The organism is Ruegeria sp. BC1 (assembly GCF_056539305.1).
On the sequence record NZ_JBQFUT010000001.1, the window covers coordinates 1,024,095 to 1,041,055 of the forward strand.

Sequence of the window (16,961 nt, forward strand, 5' to 3'; positions counted from 1 at the left end):
GTCATTGTCACAAGCAGACATACGCAGTCATCAAAAGGGATTACCGAGATGTCGAACACCGCAAAAACCCTGGTCATCGCAAGCGCAGTTGCTGCTGCTGTTTCAGGCGCCGCCACAACCGCATCAGCACAAGCCAAAGAGAAATGCTATGGCGTTTCGCTTGCTGGCCAAAACGATTGTGCCGCAGGCCCCGGCACCACCTGCGCAGGCACCTCGACCGTAGACTACCAGGGCAACGCCTGGACACTGGTCGACGCAGGCACCTGTGCCGATATCGAACTGCCGGACAACCGCAAAGGTTCGCTGGAGCCGCTGGAACGCGACCTGCCTGCATAAGCCTGAACTTTCAGGAAATGAAGGGGCGGGCCATATCGCCCGCCTCTTTTTCGTGAATGGGGAGCAAGCGAATGTTGGATAAAACAAGCAGATCAGACAGACTGCCTGCAGCGCCGGGCGTTGGCTACAAGCCCCAGCACTTCGCGCAGATTCTCGACTATGCGAACCCTGTTTCATGGCTTGAAATTCATGCCGAAAACTACATGGGTGATGGTGGACGGCCTCTGGCTCAGTTGCGCCATCTGTCCGAACAGTTTCCAATCTCGGTCCACGGTGTCGGCCTGTCGATCGGCGGCGAAACCCCGCTGGACACCGAGCATCTGGCCCGCCTGAAACACCTGGTCGGCTGGTTGAACCCAGCTAGTTTCTCGGAGCATCTGGCCTGGTCCACACATGACAGCCATTTTCTAAATGACCTGCTTCCCCTACCCTATACGGACACGACACTTGCCCGCATCTGCGCGCATATCGATCAGGTGCAGAACGTAGTCGGACGGCAAATGCTGCTGGAAAATCCCTCCAGTTATCTGGCGTTCGAAGAAAGCACATGGTCCGAACCCGATTTCCTGCGGGAAATCGCACGACGTACCGGATGCGGACTGCTGTTGGATGTGAACAACGTCTTTGTGTCAGCCACCAATCTTGATTTCTCACCTCAGGGCTACATTGACGCCTATCCGCTGGACAAGGTGGGCGAGATTCATCTAGGCGGACATGATGAAGACGAAGATGACCATGGCCACCCACTCCTCATCGATAGCCACGGGCGCGAAGTGGTCGACCCGGTTTGGGCGCTTCTCGATTATGTTCTGGAAAAATCCGGGCAGAAACCCGTATTGATCGAATGGGACACAGATGTCCCAGACTGGCCCATTCTTCGGGCTGAAGCAGAACGCGCACAGGCGGCCTTGGACCGCGTTCCGGTATGAGCGTTTCGCAGACAACCTTTCACGCCGCGCTACTGGATCCTTCAGCTGCCATACCAGAAGGGTTATTGGACGCCGCAGCCCAACCCGCTGGCCGCCGGTTCAGCGTATATCGCAACAACGTAGCGGTGTCATTGACCGAGGCGATGCATCAAGCCTTTCCGGTGATCACCAAACTTCTTGGCCCCAAGAACATGGATGGTCTGTCAGGGATTTTCCTGCGCAAGCATCCCCACTCTTCGCCTCTGATGATGTTCTATGGTGAAGACTTCCCTGACTTTCTGTCCGGGATGGAGCAGCTATCGCATCTGGGTTACCTGTCTGACGTTGCCCGTCTAGAACTGGCCTTGCGCCGGTCCTACCACGCGGCGGACAGCACAGCCGCCCCGGCGGATGCGCTGGACGTGCCTCCAGAGGACGTTATGCGGGCCCGACTGAGGTTCGCGCAATCAATGCAGGTTCTGGAATCGGACTGGCCGGTCTTTTCCATCTGGCGCTTCAACACCGAAGACGGCGCACCCAAACCCGAGCCCGGCGCGCAAGACATTCTGATCACTCGGCCCGACTATGACCCGGCACCGCACCTGCTGCCCAAAGGTGGCGCACATTGGATTGCGAGCCTGATTGCCGGACAAACCATTGGTGGTGCGTTTGAAGAAACGGCAGCCAAATTCCCCGAATTCGACCTTGGGGCCACTCTGGCGCTGCTCTTACAGGGCGGTGCAATAACCTCTGTGACTATCGAAAGGCTGGCAACATGACTGCCCTGATCTCATTGCACAACAACACCCTGGGAAGGTTGGAAATGACCTCCGGCTGGTTGACACCAACCCTAGCCCGGCTGGTCTTCGCGGCAACATTGCTGGTGTATTATTGGAATTCCGCCATGACGAAACTCGGCAGTGGGTTCTTTGGATTTCTCCGTCCCTCTGACGGGGCATATGTGCAGATCTTTCCCAAAGCGATGGAAGCCGTCAGCTATGACAGTTCACAGTTGGGTTTCATGTACTGGCTCATCGCCACATTGGGCACTTGGGCTGAATTCCTGCTGCCTGCTTTGATCGTTGTTGGGTTGCTTTCACGTGTCGCAGCGCTGGGAATGGCCGTTTTTGTCTGGGTTCAGACAATCGTGGACGTCAACGGGCACGGGGCCGCACTTGGCACTTTCTTTACCAACGATCCCAACCTGCTGGACACCAGAACACTGTGGACATTCCTGTTTCTTGTCATCGTGATCAATGGCGCAGGCCCGCTGTCGCTGGACCGCATCCTGCGCATCAAGTGATCTAGAAATGCGCCTTGGGCTCGTCCGGTTTACCCGCGGCCAGCCCAAGGAGGCCCGCCACGGCCGCAAAGGCAACCGGGAACATGGTGAACACGTTAAAGCCAAAAGCGTAGTACATCCCAGCGGCTGAAATCAGCAACAATACTCCTCCAACCAATGCTCGTGCATGGGCCATCGCGCCTCCGGCGATAGCCAGCAATGGAGCAAGGATGGATGCCGTCTGAATGACCTGAGCGTTGTCCACTTGTTCTGCCAACCCTTCGATCTCACCATACCGGTCAATCAGTTCGATATAGCCATAGCCGAAAAAGCCCACGATCATTCCGATCAGCCCGGCAATGACACCCAGAATCATAGCTGCGTTGCGCATTCACAAACCTCTTTTCTGCGTCAATTCAGATAGTCACCCCATCACGCAACGCCAAGGTCTGACCGCGTCTCTGCTGTCCAGCCTAGATACAACGCTCCGTTATGCTCGATCAGAGGCCGCTTCATCAGGGTCGGGTGATCAGCCAGGAGCGTCAGAGGGGGGCGTTTGCGCTCTTCCTCGTTCAATCCACGCCAGGTTGTAGACCGTGTATTGAGCAAAGCCTCGCCGAAGGTTTCCAGAGCCGATGCCAACACGGAATCAGGGACTCCCTGCGAGCGAACATCTATAAATTCCGCATCTGGCAGCGATTTCAACGCCTTGCGGCAAGTATCACACGTTTTCAAGCCATAAAGGCGCATTTTTGGTTCGCTCCTGTCTGTGATTTAATTTTTGGCAATTTTGCCTGCTTGTTCCGGTAATTCTTGATTTTTTACTTCACCGTGCAATGTTGAAAAAGACGAAACACGCAATTCGGGCTGTATCGTGTGGGCGATGCAGTGATGATTTGCGGCGGCGTCAACCACTACCCCCACCAATTATGTGGGACAACGTGCAAGTAGAAGGAGACACGGGAAATGCCAACTGGCACCGTGAAGTGGTTTAATACCACGAAAGGCTATGGGTTTATTGCACCTGACGAAGGTGGCAAGGACGTTTTTGTTCATATCTCGGCCGTAGAACGATCCGGTTTGACCGGGCTCGCTGACAATCAGAAAGTCTCGTATGAGTTACAAGACGGACGTGACGGTCGCCAAATGGCATCTGATTTGAAGCCGCTGTAGAACACCAGCTTTTGCCGGTTCTTAAAACAGGTCAACGGCCAATTTCCGGCCGTTGACCAATAATCAAAGGTTTTCTGACCTTCTCTCGTGCTGAATCAATTCGGGCGCGACTAAGTGTGTTTTGTTCGCTCGGAACAGGACTAACGCCCCAAAGCGAAGTTCCATTGGCATTTGAAAATGGCCTGTTGCGGCTGCACCAGGCCAATCAAATCTTAAGCGAGAAAATCACCCGACAGATGCATTATCCTTCGCGGATTACGGCCTCAAACTCACGCCATTCACGCGTGGTCATGCCCGAGTTTTCCTGTGTCACCGTTTCGCCAGCCAGCATTCTGCGCAGGCTATCGACCATTTGGGCCGACAGATTGACCGCGCCCAGACGGTAATCCTCGAACGCTTTGTAAGCAAAAGGGACCCAGTCGGCGACGATGTTGCACATCGCCTCGGCGTACACGCGAATCTCGTACTGCGCATGCGGGTCGGCCCGCAGACGCAGGAAGTGGAACAAGTTGTGCAGGTCCACCTTCCAATACCACTGCGTATAGATATTCGCAGGCAGGTTCATCCGTGCCAGTTCGCGCGCCAGACCCTGCTGACCGTCCTGGTTGATCATCGCTTCATAGTTGTCATAACAACGCGCACTGTCGGCCTTGAGAATATCCAGAACGCGCGCCGCCTCTTCCCCCTGCAGGGCGTCACCCCGGCCTTGGTTGTTCACCTCAGACTGTGCGGCGACGTGGTCGGGTGCCGGAATGTAGAACTCGCGATCCAGAATCGAATAGCGCGCCGAATATTCGTTCACATTCGCCGTACGGTGGCGGATCCATTGCCGGGCCACGAATACCGGGAGTTTGACGTGCAGCTTGATCTCGCACATCTCAAACGGGGTCGAATGCCAATGGCGCATCAGATAGCGGATCAGCCCCTCATCATTCTGTACCGACTTGGTGCCTTTACCATAGGACACCCGCGCCGCCTGACAGATCGCCGCGTCGTCTCCCATATAATCGATCACACGGACAAAGCCGTGATCCAACACCTGATGAGCAGTATAGAGGTGGTCTTCCATTCCTGCGGCCACAACGCGGCGAGTAGGATGCGATTGCGCTCTTTGCGCTTCGATCTCGGCCAGTTGATCAGGGGACAGCGGCATGAAAGTTCCTTTCCAGCAATGAGTCGCTAACCACTATATCTCGCCAAATCCTGGACCGGAACCGCGACATGTGCACCCATCTTCGCATTTTCCAAAATGTGTCCGCGCTGCCTCTCGACACCTTTGCATCGCGCGCTAAGCTGCTGCGCATCATTTGAACAGAAAGGAAGCCACAATGGGGCTGACATATCTTCACACCATGGTCCGCGTAAAGGACCTGGAGAAGTCCATGGCGTTTTACAAGCTGCTGGGCCTGAAGGAGACTCGCCGTTACGACAGCGAGGCGGGGCGTTTCTCGCTGGTCTTCATGGCGCCTGAGGGGCAAGAAGACCGCCCGATCGAACTGACCTACAACTGGGATGGCGACGACTCCCTGCCCAGCGACAGCCGGCATTTCGGCCATCTCGCCTATGGTGTCGATAATATCTACGAAGTGTGTCAGCACCTGCAGGACAACGGTGTCGTGATTAATCGCCCGCCCCGCGACGGGCGCATGGCTTTTATTCGCTCACCTGACAATATCTCGGTTGAGTTACTGCAACATGGCGAAGCGCTGGAGCCCGCTGAACCCTGGGCCAGCATGGAAAGCACCGGCCACTGGTGATCCGCTGGCTTATAACATTGGGCCTGGCCGGTATGGCCAGCCCCCTTCGGGCCGAGACCTGTCGGCTTGCCCTGGCATTGGCTCTGGACATCTCGACTTCGGTGGACCCGACCGAGGATGCGTTGCAACGGCAGGGTCTGGCCGCGGCCCTTGTCGCTCCCGAAGTCACTGAAGCATTTTTTTCTTCCCCAATGCCGGTGGCCTTAGCCGTTTATGAATGGAGTGGTCAGACCAATCAGCGGATCATTTTGAACTGGACTATGATTAATACCCAGGCAGACCTTTTGCTGGCAGCGTCAACAGTGCAGCAATCTGTTCGGTCAGACAGCGGATCGGCGACGGCAATGGGTTATGCGCTGGCGTTTGGCGCAAGGTTGATGCAGCAGGCACCAACCTGCCTTTTCCAGACCATCGATCTGTCGGGTGATGGATCGAACAATGATGGCTTCGGCCCGGATTTGGCGTATCAGCATTTCCCTTTTGGAAACATAGTGGTCAATGGTTTGGTCATCAATGCCGCCGATTTCGAAGGTAATCTGTACCTAATCCCCTTTTTCGAAAACAATGTCCTTCGCGGACCCGGCGCATTCCTTGAAATTGCGGATGGGTTTGAGGATTTCGAACGGGCAATGCGCCGCAAACTAGAGCGTGAGTTGCAGGGGTTTGAAATCGGGTCACTCCCAAGGGCGGATTGGAAATGATGCGGGCTCTGGCAGCAATCATGTATCTGGCGGCTGGATCGGCTGCTTCGGAATGCAGACAGGCATTAGCCTTGGGGCTGGACGTGTCGGGTTCGGTAAATAGCAGCGAATATCGGTTGCAGCTGGATGGCCTCGCCGCTGCGTTGCTGGAACCGGAGGTGGTACAGGCGATCCTGTCGAATCCGATGGCGCCGGTAAAACTGGCGATCTTCGAATGGAGCGAGCCCGGACACCATCGCCTTTTGCTCAACTGGACAGACATTCGCTCAGTTGGCGATCTAGACCGAATTTCTACCCAGTTGCACAACACTCTGCGAAGCAACGCTCCGCAAGGCACCGCTGTGGGGTCCGCGATGTTGTTTGGGGCCGAGTTGCTGTCGCAACAATCCCAGTGTTGGAAACGCACGCTGGATCTTTCCGGCGACGGCAAACACAATCTGGGGCCCAATCCGCGCGACGTCAAAAAGACATTGTCCCCCACCGGAATAACCATCAATGGGCTGGTCATTGGCGCGGACGACACCAGCAATGGCGATAAACGCTATGTTCAGGTCGGAGAGCTTTCAGCCTATTACGGCGCCTGGGTTATTCTGGGTCCGAATGCCTTTGTTGAAGTTGCCCTGGGCTTTGACGCCTATCAGGACGCGATGACGAGAAAGCTGGTACGTGAACTGGAAGGACTGATCCTGTCGGATACCGGCAAGACCGACATGCCCCGGTCAGTAGATATAGCGGATCTGATCGGTCCAATAGCGCTCAACCCGGCGCAGTGAAGTGGTGATGTCGTCGATCCCCTCCAACCCAAGCACGCCTCGGGTTTGCAGGCCTTCCGCGTGACGCGAAAACAGGTCGGTTACGATGTCTCGGATTTCCCGCCCGCGTGGCGTCAGCCGGACCCGAACTGAACGCCTGTCAATCTCGCATCGCTGGTGATGCATATACCCCATCTCGACCAACTTCTTGAGGTTGTAGCTGACATTGCTGCCCTGATAGTAACCTCGGCTTTTCAATTCACCTGCCGTCACCTCATGATCTCCTATGTTGAATAGCAATAGGGCCTGAACGGCGTTGATCTCCAACACGCCTACACGCTCGAACTCATCCTTGATGACGTCCAGCAACAGACGGTGCAGCCGTTCAACCAGGGCAAGCGCCTCAAGATAGCTGGTCATGAACCCTTTGGTTCCCGGCACCGAGACCTGCATTTCAATACTCATCCGACCCTCCGATTCAGTCGCGCTGTTTCGAACACGATGAAGGGAATTTCCGAAAAATCGGTTAAGCCTGATTTTCTTTATTTTTGAAAGGTTTGTGCGATATCTGCAATCAAGTCAGCGAACACCTGCGGCGGTTGAACCTGCCCCGTGACCCATTGATACAGGTCCTGATCATTTTCGTGCAGCAGCGCATCATATTGATCCAGACCAGCTGTATCCATCGCCACCAGATTGCGCTGAGCATAGGCAGACAGGATCAAATCCATCTCCTTGATACCACGGCGCATCGACCGCATCTGCATGCGCTTGATCCTGACTTCGCGGGTTTCGCTCACTTTTTTTGCTCCAGCATCAGACGCAGTTTTTTCTCAAGCCGTGCAGCCCGCTCGGCGCTTGCACGCATCTCACCCCGGATCGCGCGCAGTTCAGCCACTGCATCCGTCAATTCAATATCACTTTCACCCTCTTCCAAGGGGGCGTCCATACCCTCACCCTCACCGGTCAACAACCACATGATCGAGACATTGATCATGCCCGCCATCATCGACAAACGGTTGGCGCGCGGCTCGGACAGGTCGTTTTCCCAACCTGCGATCGTCGCCTTTTTGACACCCAGGCGACGTGCCAGCTGGGCTTGGGTCATCCCAGCCGCTTCGCGTGCGCCGGCCAGCCTGTCTCCGAATGTCGCAGATTCGGGGCCGAACCAGTCGTTATCGTCACTCATCTAGGTCTCCAATTCCGTAGTTCATATCGCTTGATCGTCATTCGGGCGCACCCTATGACAGACAAGTTGAACATACAAACTGAGGCCGCCCATGAGTTTCCTGTCTGCGACACTGTCACGCGTAAAACCATCGCCTACAATCGCTATGACGGCCAAAGCGGCCGAATTGAAAGCTGCGGGACGCGATGTAATTGGCCTCAGCGCCGGTGAGCCCGATTTCGACACCCCGCAGAATATCAAGGACGCAGCCGTGGCGGCAATCGCTGCGGGCAAGACCAAGTATACCGCTCCTGACGGTATCCCCGAGCTGAAACAGGCGGCCTGTGCCAAGATGAAACGCGATCATGGGCTTGACTACACACCGGCGCAAATCTCGGTCGGAACCGGCGGCAAACAGACGCTGTACAACGCACTGATGGCGACGATGAACGAGGGCGATGAGGTTGTCATACCCGCCCCTTACTGGGTCAGCTACCCGGACATGGTTCTGCTGGCGGGGGGTATTCCGGTCGTTGTGGAAACAAGCCTTGAAAACAATTTCAAACTGACGGCCGAGCAGCTTGAGGCCGCTATCACGCCCCGGACGAAATGGTTCATCTTCAACTCGCCGTCGAACCCGACCGGCGCGGGCTACAGCCGGACCGAGCTGAAGGCGCTGACCGATGTGTTGATGCGCCATCCGCATGTATGGATCATGTCCGACGATATGTACGAACACCTGGCCTATGACGGGTTCGAGTTTTGTACACCGGCTGAGGTCGAGCCCGGCCTTTTTGACCGCACGCTGACCTGTAACGGCGTGTCCAAAGCCTATGCCATGACCGGCTGGCGCATCGGTTATGCCGCTGGCCCGGTTGAGGTCATCGCAGCGATGCGCAAGATCCAGTCTCAGTCTACCTCGAACCCCTGTTCGATCAGCCAGTGGGCGGCGGTTGAGGCGCTGAACGGCACGCAGGCGTTTCTGGCTCCGAACAACGAAATCTTCAAACGCCGCCGTGATCTGGTTGTGGGTATGCTGAACCAGATTGACGGCATCACCTGCCCGACGCCCGAAGGCGCGTTCTATGTTTATCCGTCCATCGCAGGGCTGATCGGCAAGACCACTCCTGCCGGCACAGTGATCGACTCGGACGAGGCATTCGCCACCGCGCTGCTGGAAGAGGCTGACGTGGCTGTTGTCTTTGGCGCGGCCTTTGGTCTGTCTCCAAACTTTCGGGTCAGCTATGCGACATCGGACGAAGCTCTGACCGAGGCCTGCACCCGTATCCAGCGTTTTTGCGCATCCCTGACCTGACCGGAGGCCCCATGACCTCAGAGTTGCCCGAATACTATTTCCGTGTTCGCGAAAACGGCGCGGCGGTTTTCCGGATCAATACCGAGAACCGCCAACGCCGGATCGAGATGGACCAGATTGCAGTCATCAACATCCGCAATGGCGAAGTAAAACCGCAGGGACAGCGCACGCTGACCGAGGCCGATCAGGCGGAAATCACCCGCTGGATCGACGCGCGCAAAACGCTGCTGGCGCAACGCGATATCGACGATATTCACCGCGCGGTCGATTATCTGAACCTGACCACGCAATGGGCGCAGTCCAAAGCGACGGACGAGCAGCTTGAGGACGTTACTGACCGGTTACTGCTGGCGATGCACGATCTGCGCACAGTTCTAGTGCGTAAAAAGGCGGATCGGCTCAGCGACGTCTGATCGGGCTCTTATTCAGCCGGGACTCCGACGATGCGAACTGACCGCAACCAAAACCGTGCCATCAACAGGATGGCTGCGCAGGCAAGGCCCAGTACAAGACCCAGCCAAATCCCGATCCCCTCCATGTCTCGAACGAATCCAAAGTAGTACGACGCTGGAATCCCCACGACCCAATAACTGAGGCCAGCCATTACCATCGGTATCTTGGCGTCTTGCAACCCACGCAGCAGGCCCAATGCAATCACCTGCGCCCCGTCCACCAATTGGAAAAGCGCCGCCATTGCTAGAAGCCCGGTGCCGATAGCCAGAATTTGCGGGCGCTGCGGATCGTCGAGCTCTACGAAAATAGAGATCAACGGCTCAGCACATGTCACAAACAGGATGACTGTCATTACGGACACGATCAGGGACATCCCTGTCACCGCAATGGCCCCTTTTTCGAGATGCGGCCTATCCTTTCGACCCAAGGCGTTCCCAGCGCGAATGGTTGCCGCGTTGGAAAGGCCCAAGTGAACCATGAACGTGGCCGAGGCCAAATTTAGCGCGATACCATGCGCTGCCAGTGGGACCTTGCCGATCCAACCCATCATGAAAGCCGACATTGCGAAAAGGGAAACTTCGGCGAGAAGTGTCAGGCCGATGGGGATACCCAGGCGCAGGACGCTGAACAGCATCTCCCAGTCTGGGCGCCAAAACCTTTGGAACAGGTTGTGTTCGGGTAATACGCGCACGGCATAAAACACTACGGCGATCAGTGACACGATCTGTGTAACAACCGAGGCAATGGCGGCCCCCATCACACCCAATTCCGGTGCGCCCCAGTTTCCGAAAATCAAAGCATAGTTGGTAAGCCCATTAACCACAGCCGCTGCAACGGTGATCCACAAAACGATCTGTGTTCTCTCCAACGCTGCCAAATAGGATTTCAGCACCATGACCACGAGAGCAGGGAACAGCCCCCACCCTGCGACACGCAAGTATTCCGAAGCGGTTTCAGCAACTTGAGGGTCCTGTTTGGTCGCTATCAAAATGGGGAACGACCACCACAGCAAAGGTATCACCAACATACCGTACAAAAGGGACAGCCACAGTCCCATGCGGGTCGAGCGACGAATGCTTGTTTCATCGCCCTCAGCGGCGGCGGTCGCCACCATCGGCATAACCGCCAAACCAAATCCGCCCCCGAACAGGAATAGTACGAAATAAAAACTACTGGCCAGGGTCACCGCAGCCAACGCCTCGACCCCGTACCAGCCCAGCATGATCGTATCGGTCAGACCAATGGCAAACTGCGCCAGATGCCCACCGATCAGGGGCAGACCCAGCACTGCAATCGCCCGGAAATGGGCGCGATATGTCATCACCTTGCTCATCGCATCAGCCTTATTCCCGGCCTAAGGCCGGGACAAGAGCAGATCGATAAAATTTCAAATTGAGACCGCTAGGACGAGACCCGAGACGAACCCCCGACCTTCAAGTTACCGCGCATCGGGGTGCAGAGAATTGCCCAGAATATGCTCGGACCGTTGGATCACATGGTGGGCCTGTCCAACGATCAAGGGATCAGGTTCCCCAACAATGCTGTGGTCTTTGTCCGGGTAATCCAAGGTGGACAGGAAATGCCGCATGCAGTTCAGGCGCGCGCGTTTTTTATCGTTCGACTTCACGATGGTCCAAGGTGCGTCGGCGGTATCGGTGTAGAAGAACATAGCCTCTTTAGCCTCGGTATAGTCGTCCCATTTCCCCAGACTGGCCTTGTCGATCGGCGACAGCTTCCATTGCTTCAGCGGGTCGGTTTCGCGGCTTTTGAACCGGCGCAACTGTTCAGGCCGCGTGACCGAGAACCAGTATTTATAAAGCTGGATACCAGAGCGCACCAGCATCCGCTCCAACTCGGGCGTCTGACGCATGAATTCAAGGTATTCGTTGGGCGAGCAGAAGCCCATGACCCGTTCGACACCCGCGCGGTTGTACCAAGACCGGTCGTAGAAAACCATTTCGCCAACGGTCGGCAACTCCTGAACATAGCGCTGATAGTACCACTGGCCTTTCTCTTCCCAGGTTGGTTTATTCAGCGCGACGACGCGGGCCTGACGCGGATTGAGATGTTCCATGAACCGCTTGATCGTCCCCCCTTTGCCAGCTGCATCCCGCCCTTCGAACAGCAATACGAACCGCTGGCCGGTTTCCTGTGCCCACAGCTGCACTTTCAGCAATTCGGCCTGCAACTGGGCTTTTTGCGCCTCATAATTGCGGCGGGCCATTTTGCGGTCATAAGGGTACCTGCCGCTCTCGAACGCGTGCCGGATCTTCTCGGGGCTGGGCTGAGAAGGATCGGGGCTTGGAGCCGGGGTGATGTCGATAGAGGGGTGTTCTTGCTGGATAGGCGCCGCAGCTTCCATTCAAATACTCCTTGTTTCACTGTCCGGAGAAACGGCTAGCAGAAGACCGGGATTTACGCTTTGATTGGTGTCAAACAGACACAACTTTAATCAACAAATTTGCCACCACCTAAAAATCCCTGTTGCGGGTCTGACTATGGATACAGAACTTATCGACCTGAACGGCCAGCCTTTCTTTTTGCGCAAATGGGGAAGCCCGGACCTACCGCCCTTGCTGATGTTGCACGGGTTTCCCGAATTTGGCGGTGCGTGGAGCGATCTGGCTCCAAGTTTGACTAGCCATTTTTACTGCATCGCACCCGATCAGCGTGGTTATGGGCAAAGCTGGGCGCCCCAGGGTGTTGAGAATTATGCGCTGTCAAAACTTGTGTCCGACATGGCGGCATTGGCCGAACGACTTGGTACACCAATCACTGTGCTTGGCCACGACTGGGGCGCGTCGGTCGCTTATGGGCTGGCCATGTTCCGGCCTGATCTGGTCAGAAGGTTGATTATTGCAAACGGCGTCCACCCGGTACCGTTTCAGCGCGCGATGGCGTCAGGTGGCGCTCAATCCGCTGCATCGCAATATATCAACGCCCTGCGTACGTCGGATGCCGCATCGCGATTTTCAGCGGATAATTTCGCCAGGCTTGAGCAGTTCTTTCGCCATGGCATGGGTGTCGACTGGCTGCCCGAACGACGCATGCAGGATTATCGCGACGAATGGGCCAGACCCGGACGGCTAGAGGCAATGCTGAACTGGTATCGTGCCTCACCGCTGGTCGTCGCCAAGCCCGGCACACCGCGCACTGATGTGCCCGAATTCCCGCTGGAACGGCTTATGGTCCGATGCCCCCACCTGTTGCTGTGGGGGCCAGACGACAAGGCGCTTTTGCCCGAAGCAACCACCGGGCTAGAGGAATTTGCACCTAACCTGACACGCATCGACATTCCCGGAACCGACCACTGGCTGCATCACCAGAAACCGGAAGTTATCGCGAGGGCCATACTGGACTGGATTGCCGAGTGATCCCTATCTATGTCCCCAATCACCAGGATCGTCCGAATTGTTCGGTGACAATCCAAGGACATCCCCATCCGTCGAGCATCCCAACCCAAGAACAGTTCTGTTCGCATAGGAAAAATAGGCGCAAACCTGATTGATCTCGAGGATTTCGCCGTCGTCCCATCCGGCGTCCCGAAGGGCTTGAACATCCGCCTTGACCATTTCTGCAGGCGCTTCGGTCAGCTTGCGCGCATAACAAATCGCAGCGATCTGAGCGTCGTCCAACGGAGCAGATTCAGGCGATCCGGCCTCGATGGCCGCGCGAATAGCATTGCCCCGCTCAGGCTCCCCTAACAGACGCTGAAGACCGCTAAAATGATGCTCGACGCAATAATTGCACTGGTTCAGGGAGCTGACCCAGACCCCAAGCACCTCAAGAAACCATTTCGGAATCGTATTGGCAGAATGATGCAGGACATTCTTGTAAAGCGCCATGTGCCCTTCCATCGAATGCGGCCGTAGGGAATGCGCCATCATAATGTTGTCTACATTAGCGTCTGGCCCAGTGACCCGCTCATACAGCTTTTTCAACTTGCCCGTTGCCTGATCAAACGGAACAGTTTTAATCCAACTCATTTCTCCCCCAATATTTTTTCTAATATTGCGTCGCCGCCCTGGTTTCGATCACTCACCGTCCATGAGACGAAACTGGATCACTTCAACATGTCAAGATAAGCTCGTAAAACACAAGGGAGACAGCACCCAATGGAAAAGGCGGAAAAAATTGTCGCGGACTGGTATGCCAGCCACCCGATTTCTGCCCCCCATATCCTGACAAAGCTGACCAACGGCCACGGTTCATTGGACGGGCTGACGCCAAAGGACCTCTATCCCTATGATCAGGATCATTATGATGGTCTGAACGCGAACGCGCGGTTAGCTGATAATACAGGAATGAAACCCGGCGATAGCGTCCTCGATGTGTGTGCCGGCCTCTGCGGCCCTGCGCGCTGGTTTGCGACAGAGCGCGGTGTTGATGTTACCGGTGCCGACATCAGCCCAAATCGCATCGACGGAGCGAAAGAGCTGAACACACTGGTCGGGTTGCAGGATCAGGTCCACCCGGTGCTGGCCAGTGCGATGGACCTGCCGTTCGATGATGACCAGTTCGACGCAGCGGTCAGTCAGGAATCCTTTCTGCATATCCCAGACAAATCGCAAGCTCTGCGCGAGGTGTTTCGCGTTCTTCGCCCCGGCAAACGCTTTGCCTTCACCGACTGGGTGATGCACACCCCTCTGCCCGATGACGAGTTTGAGCAATACCGCCAACGTTTCGCTTGCCAATCTTTGTTGAGCATACCTGAGTATGAAGCCCAGCTTAAGCAGACCGGTTTCAACATTGTATTTACCGATGACGTAACCGGGTCCTGGGGAGATATTCTAGCGCGGCGACTGAGCATGTATCAAACCCTAGATGCCGAGGCCGAACGCGCGGGAAACCCGTCCAAAGGCGGTGAGTTTCTGAAGATGTACGCGAAATTTGTCAGCGATGTGCAGCAAAGGCGGATTGGTGGGGCGCGCATAACCGCTGAAAAACCTGAGTAATCGCGCATCGGGGAATAGAACCCGGCAAATTATTTTTTAACATTCTGGACTGTCAACCGCCCACAACACCTCGCGCCCCTCTTCCCCCGCACCACATCACCTGCCATAATGGGTCAAACCCAAAAACAAGAGCAGCACTCATGCCCGACGACCTGTTGACGCCCAGCGCCACCACCACCTACGACGCCTCCTCGATTGAGGTGCTTGAAGGGCTGGAACCCGTACGCAAACGCCCGGGCATGTATATTGGCGGCACGGACGAACGCGCGCTACACCACATGGTCGCTGAAATCCTCGACAATTCCATGGACGAAGCGGTCGCGGGCCATGCCAACCGGATCGAGGTTGAACTGCACTCAGATTACGCCCTGACCGTGCGCGACAACGGACGCGGTATTCCGATTGATCCGCACCCTAAGTTCCCGGACAAGTCAGCGCTTGAGGTGATCCTGTGCACGCTGCACGCGGGTGGCAAATTCTCGGGCAAAGCCTATCAAACCTCGGGCGGTCTGCACGGTGTGGGTGCGTCGGTTGTGAACGCCCTGTCGGATTCGATGGTTGTTCAGGTGGCGCGGGACAAACAGCTGTTCGAACAGCGGTTTTCACGCGGTATCCCTCTGGGTCCGGTCGAAAAGGTCGGCGCAGCCCCCAACCGGCGCGGTACCATGGTGACATTCCACGCCGACGCCGAAATCTTCGGCCATCACAAGTTCAAACCCGCGCGACTGTTCAAATCGATCCGTTCCAAGGCCTACCTGTTCTCAGGCGTCGAAATCCGCTGGAAATCCGCCATCGACGATGGCGAAACCCCGACCGAAGCCAGCTTTCACTTCCCCGGCGGTCTGTCCGACTACCTGAAGGAAACGATGAACGGCTCGTCCACCTATGCCGAGCAGCCCTTTGCCGGCACCGTGGACTTCAACGAAAAGTTCGGCACCCCAGGCAAGGTGGAATGGGCGATCAACTGGACGCCCTCGCGCGATGGGTTCATCCAATCCTACTGTAACACTGTCCCCACCCCCGAGGGCGGCACTCATGTGGCCGGGTTCTGGGCGGCGATCCTCAAGGGGATCAAGGCGTACGGAGAGCTGATCAACAACAAGAAAGCCGCGCAGATCACTCGCGATGACCTGATCACCGGCGGCTGCGCTCTGGTGTCGTGTTTCATCCGCGAGCCGGAATTCGTCGGCCAGACCAAAGACCGCCTTGCCACCGTCGAGGCGCAGCGACTGGTCGAAAATTCGGTCCGCGACCATTTCGACAACTGGCTGGCCGCGGACACAAAATCCGCCGGGGCGATCCTGGACTTCCTCATTCTGAGGGCCGAAGAACGCCTGCGCCGACGGGCCGAGAAGGAAACACAACGCAAGTCCGCCACTAAGAAACTTCGTCTTCCCGGTAAGTTGGTGGACTGCTCTAGTTCAACACGCGACGGAACCGAATTATTCATCGTCGAGGGCGACTCGGCGGGTGGATCGGCCAAAATGGGCCGCGACCGCAAAACGCAAGCCCTCCTGCCCCTGCGCGGCAAAATCCTGAACGTGCTGGGCGCGGCCAGTTCCAAGCTGGGCACGAATGCCGAGATTAACGACCTGACGCAGGCGCTGGGCGTGGGGCTTGGCACCAAGTTCAACGTCGACGACCTGCGCTATGACAAGATCATCATCATGACCGACGCGGACGTGGACGGGGCGCATATCGCCTCGCTTCTGATGACGTTCTTCTTCACCCAGATGCGCCCGATGATTGATGCCGGCCACCTGTATCTGGCCTGCCCGCCCCTCTACCGCCTGACCCAGGGCGCCAAGCGCGTCTATTGTCTGGACGAGGCCGAGCGCGACGAGTGGCTTGAGAAAGGTCTGGGCGGCAAGGGCAAGATTGACGTGTCCCGCTTTAAGGGTCTGGGCGAGATGGACGCCAAGGACCTGAAAGAGACTACGATGGACCCGGCATCCCGCAAACTGATCCGCGTCACCATCGATGAGGACGAACCCGGCGAAACCGGCGATCTGGTCGAGCGCCTGATGGGGAAAAAACCCGAACTGCGGTTCCAGTACATTCAGGAGAACGCGCGGTTTGTTGAGGAGTTGGATGTTTGAGAATAGGATTCCTCGAAATTAGCGACAGAAATGTTGGTTAAGGATTTCCAAGAAACCACTAA

At 56.4% G+C, this 16,961-nt stretch carries 23 protein-coding genes; 13 read left to right on the forward strand and 10 right to left on the reverse strand.

All coding sequences use genetic code 11. The features are described from left to right. Window positions 1-48 precede the first annotated feature (48 nt). From ACR0IY_RS05115 to ACR0IY_RS05130, 4 genes are all read left to right on the forward strand, one after another. Window positions 49-336 carry a BufA1 family periplasmic bufferin-type metallophore gene (locus ACR0IY_RS05115; RefSeq protein ID WP_480670878.1) on the forward strand — a complete coding sequence of 96 codons (288 nt, stop codon included), beginning with the start codon at window positions 49-51 and terminating at the stop codon, window positions 334-336. A 71-nt stretch (window positions 337-407) separates the two neighbouring features. After that, entirely contained in the window at window positions 408-1,265 is an 858-nt protein-coding gene (bufB, locus tag ACR0IY_RS05120) for an MNIO family bufferin maturase (protein ID WP_480670880.1), read from the forward strand. Continuing rightward, the gene (locus tag ACR0IY_RS05125; protein ID WP_480670882.1) at window positions 1,262-2,023 is read left to right on the forward strand and encodes an HvfC/BufC family peptide modification chaperone; all 762 of its coding nucleotides are present in this window, start codon (window positions 1,262-1,264) and stop codon (window positions 2,021-2,023) included. The genes bufB and ACR0IY_RS05125 overlap by 4 nt, the downstream gene beginning before the upstream one ends. Then, on the forward strand, window positions 2,020-2,547 hold the full coding sequence (locus tag ACR0IY_RS05130) for a DoxX family protein (RefSeq protein WP_480670883.1): 528 nt from the start codon (window positions 2,020-2,022) through the stop codon (window positions 2,545-2,547). The genes ACR0IY_RS05125 and ACR0IY_RS05130 overlap by 4 nt, the downstream gene beginning before the upstream one ends. Before the next feature lies 1 nt (window position 2,548). On the opposite strand, the gene ACR0IY_RS05135 is transcribed toward ACR0IY_RS05130, so the two are convergent. The 3 genes from ACR0IY_RS05135 to ACR0IY_RS05145 are packed head-to-tail and all read right to left on the reverse strand — an operon-like array spanning window position 2,549 to window position 3,441. After that, window positions 2,549-2,917 carry a hypothetical protein gene (locus ACR0IY_RS05135; RefSeq protein WP_480670885.1) on the reverse strand — a complete coding sequence of 123 codons (369 nt, stop codon included), beginning with the start codon at window positions 2,915-2,917 and terminating at the stop codon, window positions 2,549-2,551. Window positions 2,918-2,958: 41 nt separating this feature from the next. Then, the gene (locus ACR0IY_RS05140; RefSeq protein WP_480670887.1) at window positions 2,959-3,276 is read right to left on the reverse strand and encodes an ArsC/Spx/MgsR family protein; all 318 of its coding nucleotides are present in this window, start codon (window positions 3,274-3,276) and stop codon (window positions 2,959-2,961) included. A 24-nt stretch (window positions 3,277-3,300) separates the two neighbouring features. Next, a complete protein-coding gene (locus ACR0IY_RS05145) occupies window positions 3,301-3,441 on the reverse strand; it encodes a hypothetical protein (protein WP_480670889.1) in 141 nt (46 codons plus the stop codon). Window positions 3,442-3,492: 51 nt separating this feature from the next. Between ACR0IY_RS05145 and ACR0IY_RS05150 the strand changes: the two genes are divergently transcribed. After that, on the forward strand, window positions 3,493-3,699 hold the full coding sequence (locus tag ACR0IY_RS05150) for a cold-shock protein (protein WP_138839651.1): 207 nt from the start codon (window positions 3,493-3,495) through the stop codon (window positions 3,697-3,699). A 241-nt stretch (window positions 3,700-3,940) separates the two neighbouring features. Here ACR0IY_RS05150 and thyX read toward each other — a convergent pair whose 3' ends face one another. Beyond that, window positions 3,941-4,852: an FAD-dependent thymidylate synthase gene (gene thyX / locus ACR0IY_RS05155; protein ID WP_480670891.1), complete on the reverse strand. Its 912-nt coding sequence runs from the start codon at window positions 4,850-4,852 to the stop codon at window positions 3,941-3,943. Between the two features lie 175 nt (window positions 4,853-5,027). On the opposite strand from thyX, the gene ACR0IY_RS05160 reads away from it, so the two are divergent. From ACR0IY_RS05160 to ACR0IY_RS05170, 3 genes are read left to right on the forward strand one after another with little or no spacing between them, the layout of a single operon-like run. Continuing rightward, complete coding sequence (locus tag ACR0IY_RS05160) at window positions 5,028-5,456, forward strand: VOC family protein (protein WP_480670893.1); 429 nt, start codon at window positions 5,028-5,030, stop codon at window positions 5,454-5,456. Further along, entirely contained in the window at window positions 5,453-6,157 is a 705-nt protein-coding gene (locus ACR0IY_RS05165; RefSeq protein ID WP_480670895.1) for a DUF1194 domain-containing protein, read from the forward strand. Before ACR0IY_RS05160 ends, ACR0IY_RS05165 begins: the two co-directional genes overlap by 4 nt. Continuing rightward, window positions 6,154-6,930: a DUF1194 domain-containing protein gene (locus ACR0IY_RS05170; RefSeq protein WP_480670897.1), complete on the forward strand. Its 777-nt coding sequence runs from the start codon at window positions 6,154-6,156 to the stop codon at window positions 6,928-6,930. Before ACR0IY_RS05165 ends, ACR0IY_RS05170 begins: the two co-directional genes overlap by 4 nt. Here the strand turns inward: ACR0IY_RS05170 and ACR0IY_RS05175 are convergent. From ACR0IY_RS05175 to ACR0IY_RS05185, 3 genes are all read right to left on the reverse strand, one after another. Next, window positions 6,877-7,374: a MarR family winged helix-turn-helix transcriptional regulator gene (locus ACR0IY_RS05175; protein WP_480670899.1), complete on the reverse strand. Its 498-nt coding sequence runs from the start codon at window positions 7,372-7,374 to the stop codon at window positions 6,877-6,879. The genes ACR0IY_RS05170 and ACR0IY_RS05175 overlap by 54 nt on opposite strands. 77 nt (window positions 7,375-7,451) lie before the next feature. Further along, window positions 7,452-7,709, reverse strand: a complete 258-nt coding sequence (locus ACR0IY_RS05180; RefSeq protein WP_480670901.1) for a succinate dehydrogenase assembly factor 2 — start codon at window positions 7,707-7,709, stop codon at window positions 7,452-7,454. Further along, entirely contained in the window at window positions 7,706-8,098 is a 393-nt protein-coding gene (locus tag ACR0IY_RS05185; RefSeq protein WP_480670903.1) for a helix-turn-helix domain-containing protein, read from the reverse strand. Before ACR0IY_RS05185 ends, ACR0IY_RS05180 begins: the two co-directional genes overlap by 4 nt. A 91-nt stretch (window positions 8,099-8,189) precedes the next feature. On the opposite strand from ACR0IY_RS05185, the gene ACR0IY_RS05190 reads away from it, so the two are divergent. Next, window positions 8,190-9,392 carry a pyridoxal phosphate-dependent aminotransferase gene (locus ACR0IY_RS05190; protein WP_480670904.1) on the forward strand — a complete coding sequence of 401 codons (1,203 nt, stop codon included), beginning with the start codon at window positions 8,190-8,192 and terminating at the stop codon, window positions 9,390-9,392. Window positions 9,393-9,403: 11 nt separating this feature from the next. After that, window positions 9,404-9,805 (forward strand): hypothetical protein, encoded by a 402-nt coding sequence (locus ACR0IY_RS05195; RefSeq protein ID WP_480670906.1) that lies wholly within the window; start codon window positions 9,404-9,406, stop codon window positions 9,803-9,805. Window positions 9,806-9,813: 8 nt separating this feature from the next. On the opposite strand, the gene ACR0IY_RS05200 is transcribed toward ACR0IY_RS05195, so the two are convergent. After that, the gene (locus ACR0IY_RS05200) at window positions 9,814-11,166 is read right to left on the reverse strand and encodes an MATE family efflux transporter (RefSeq protein ID WP_480670908.1); all 1,353 of its coding nucleotides are present in this window, start codon (window positions 11,164-11,166) and stop codon (window positions 9,814-9,816) included. A 117-nt stretch (window positions 11,167-11,283) separates the two neighbouring features. After that, complete coding sequence (ppk2, locus tag ACR0IY_RS05205; RefSeq protein WP_480670910.1) at window positions 11,284-12,207, reverse strand: polyphosphate kinase 2; 924 nt, start codon at window positions 12,205-12,207, stop codon at window positions 11,284-11,286. 136 nt (window positions 12,208-12,343) lie between these two features. On the opposite strand from ppk2, the gene ACR0IY_RS05210 reads away from it, so the two are divergent. Next, window positions 12,344-13,219: an alpha/beta fold hydrolase gene (locus tag ACR0IY_RS05210; protein WP_480670912.1), complete on the forward strand. Its 876-nt coding sequence runs from the start codon at window positions 12,344-12,346 to the stop codon at window positions 13,217-13,219. A gap of 3 nt (window positions 13,220-13,222) precedes the next feature. Here the strand turns inward: ACR0IY_RS05210 and ACR0IY_RS05215 are convergent, their stop codons facing one another. After that, window positions 13,223-13,831, reverse strand: coding sequence for a carboxymuconolactone decarboxylase family protein (locus ACR0IY_RS05215; protein ID WP_480670914.1), 609 nt, complete (start codon window positions 13,829-13,831; stop codon window positions 13,223-13,225). A 129-nt stretch (window positions 13,832-13,960) separates the two neighbouring features. Between ACR0IY_RS05215 and ACR0IY_RS05220 the strand changes: the two genes are divergently transcribed. Both ACR0IY_RS05220 and parE read left to right on the forward strand, forming a co-directional pair. After that, a complete protein-coding gene (locus ACR0IY_RS05220; RefSeq protein WP_480670916.1) occupies window positions 13,961-14,800 on the forward strand; it encodes a class I SAM-dependent methyltransferase in 840 nt (279 codons plus the stop codon). Between the two features lie 140 nt (window positions 14,801-14,940). Further along, the gene (gene parE, locus ACR0IY_RS05225; protein WP_480670917.1) at window positions 14,941-16,899 is read left to right on the forward strand and encodes a DNA topoisomerase IV subunit B; all 1,959 of its coding nucleotides are present in this window, start codon (window positions 14,941-14,943) and stop codon (window positions 16,897-16,899) included. The last annotated feature ends 62 nt before the right edge of the window (window positions 16,900-16,961 follow it).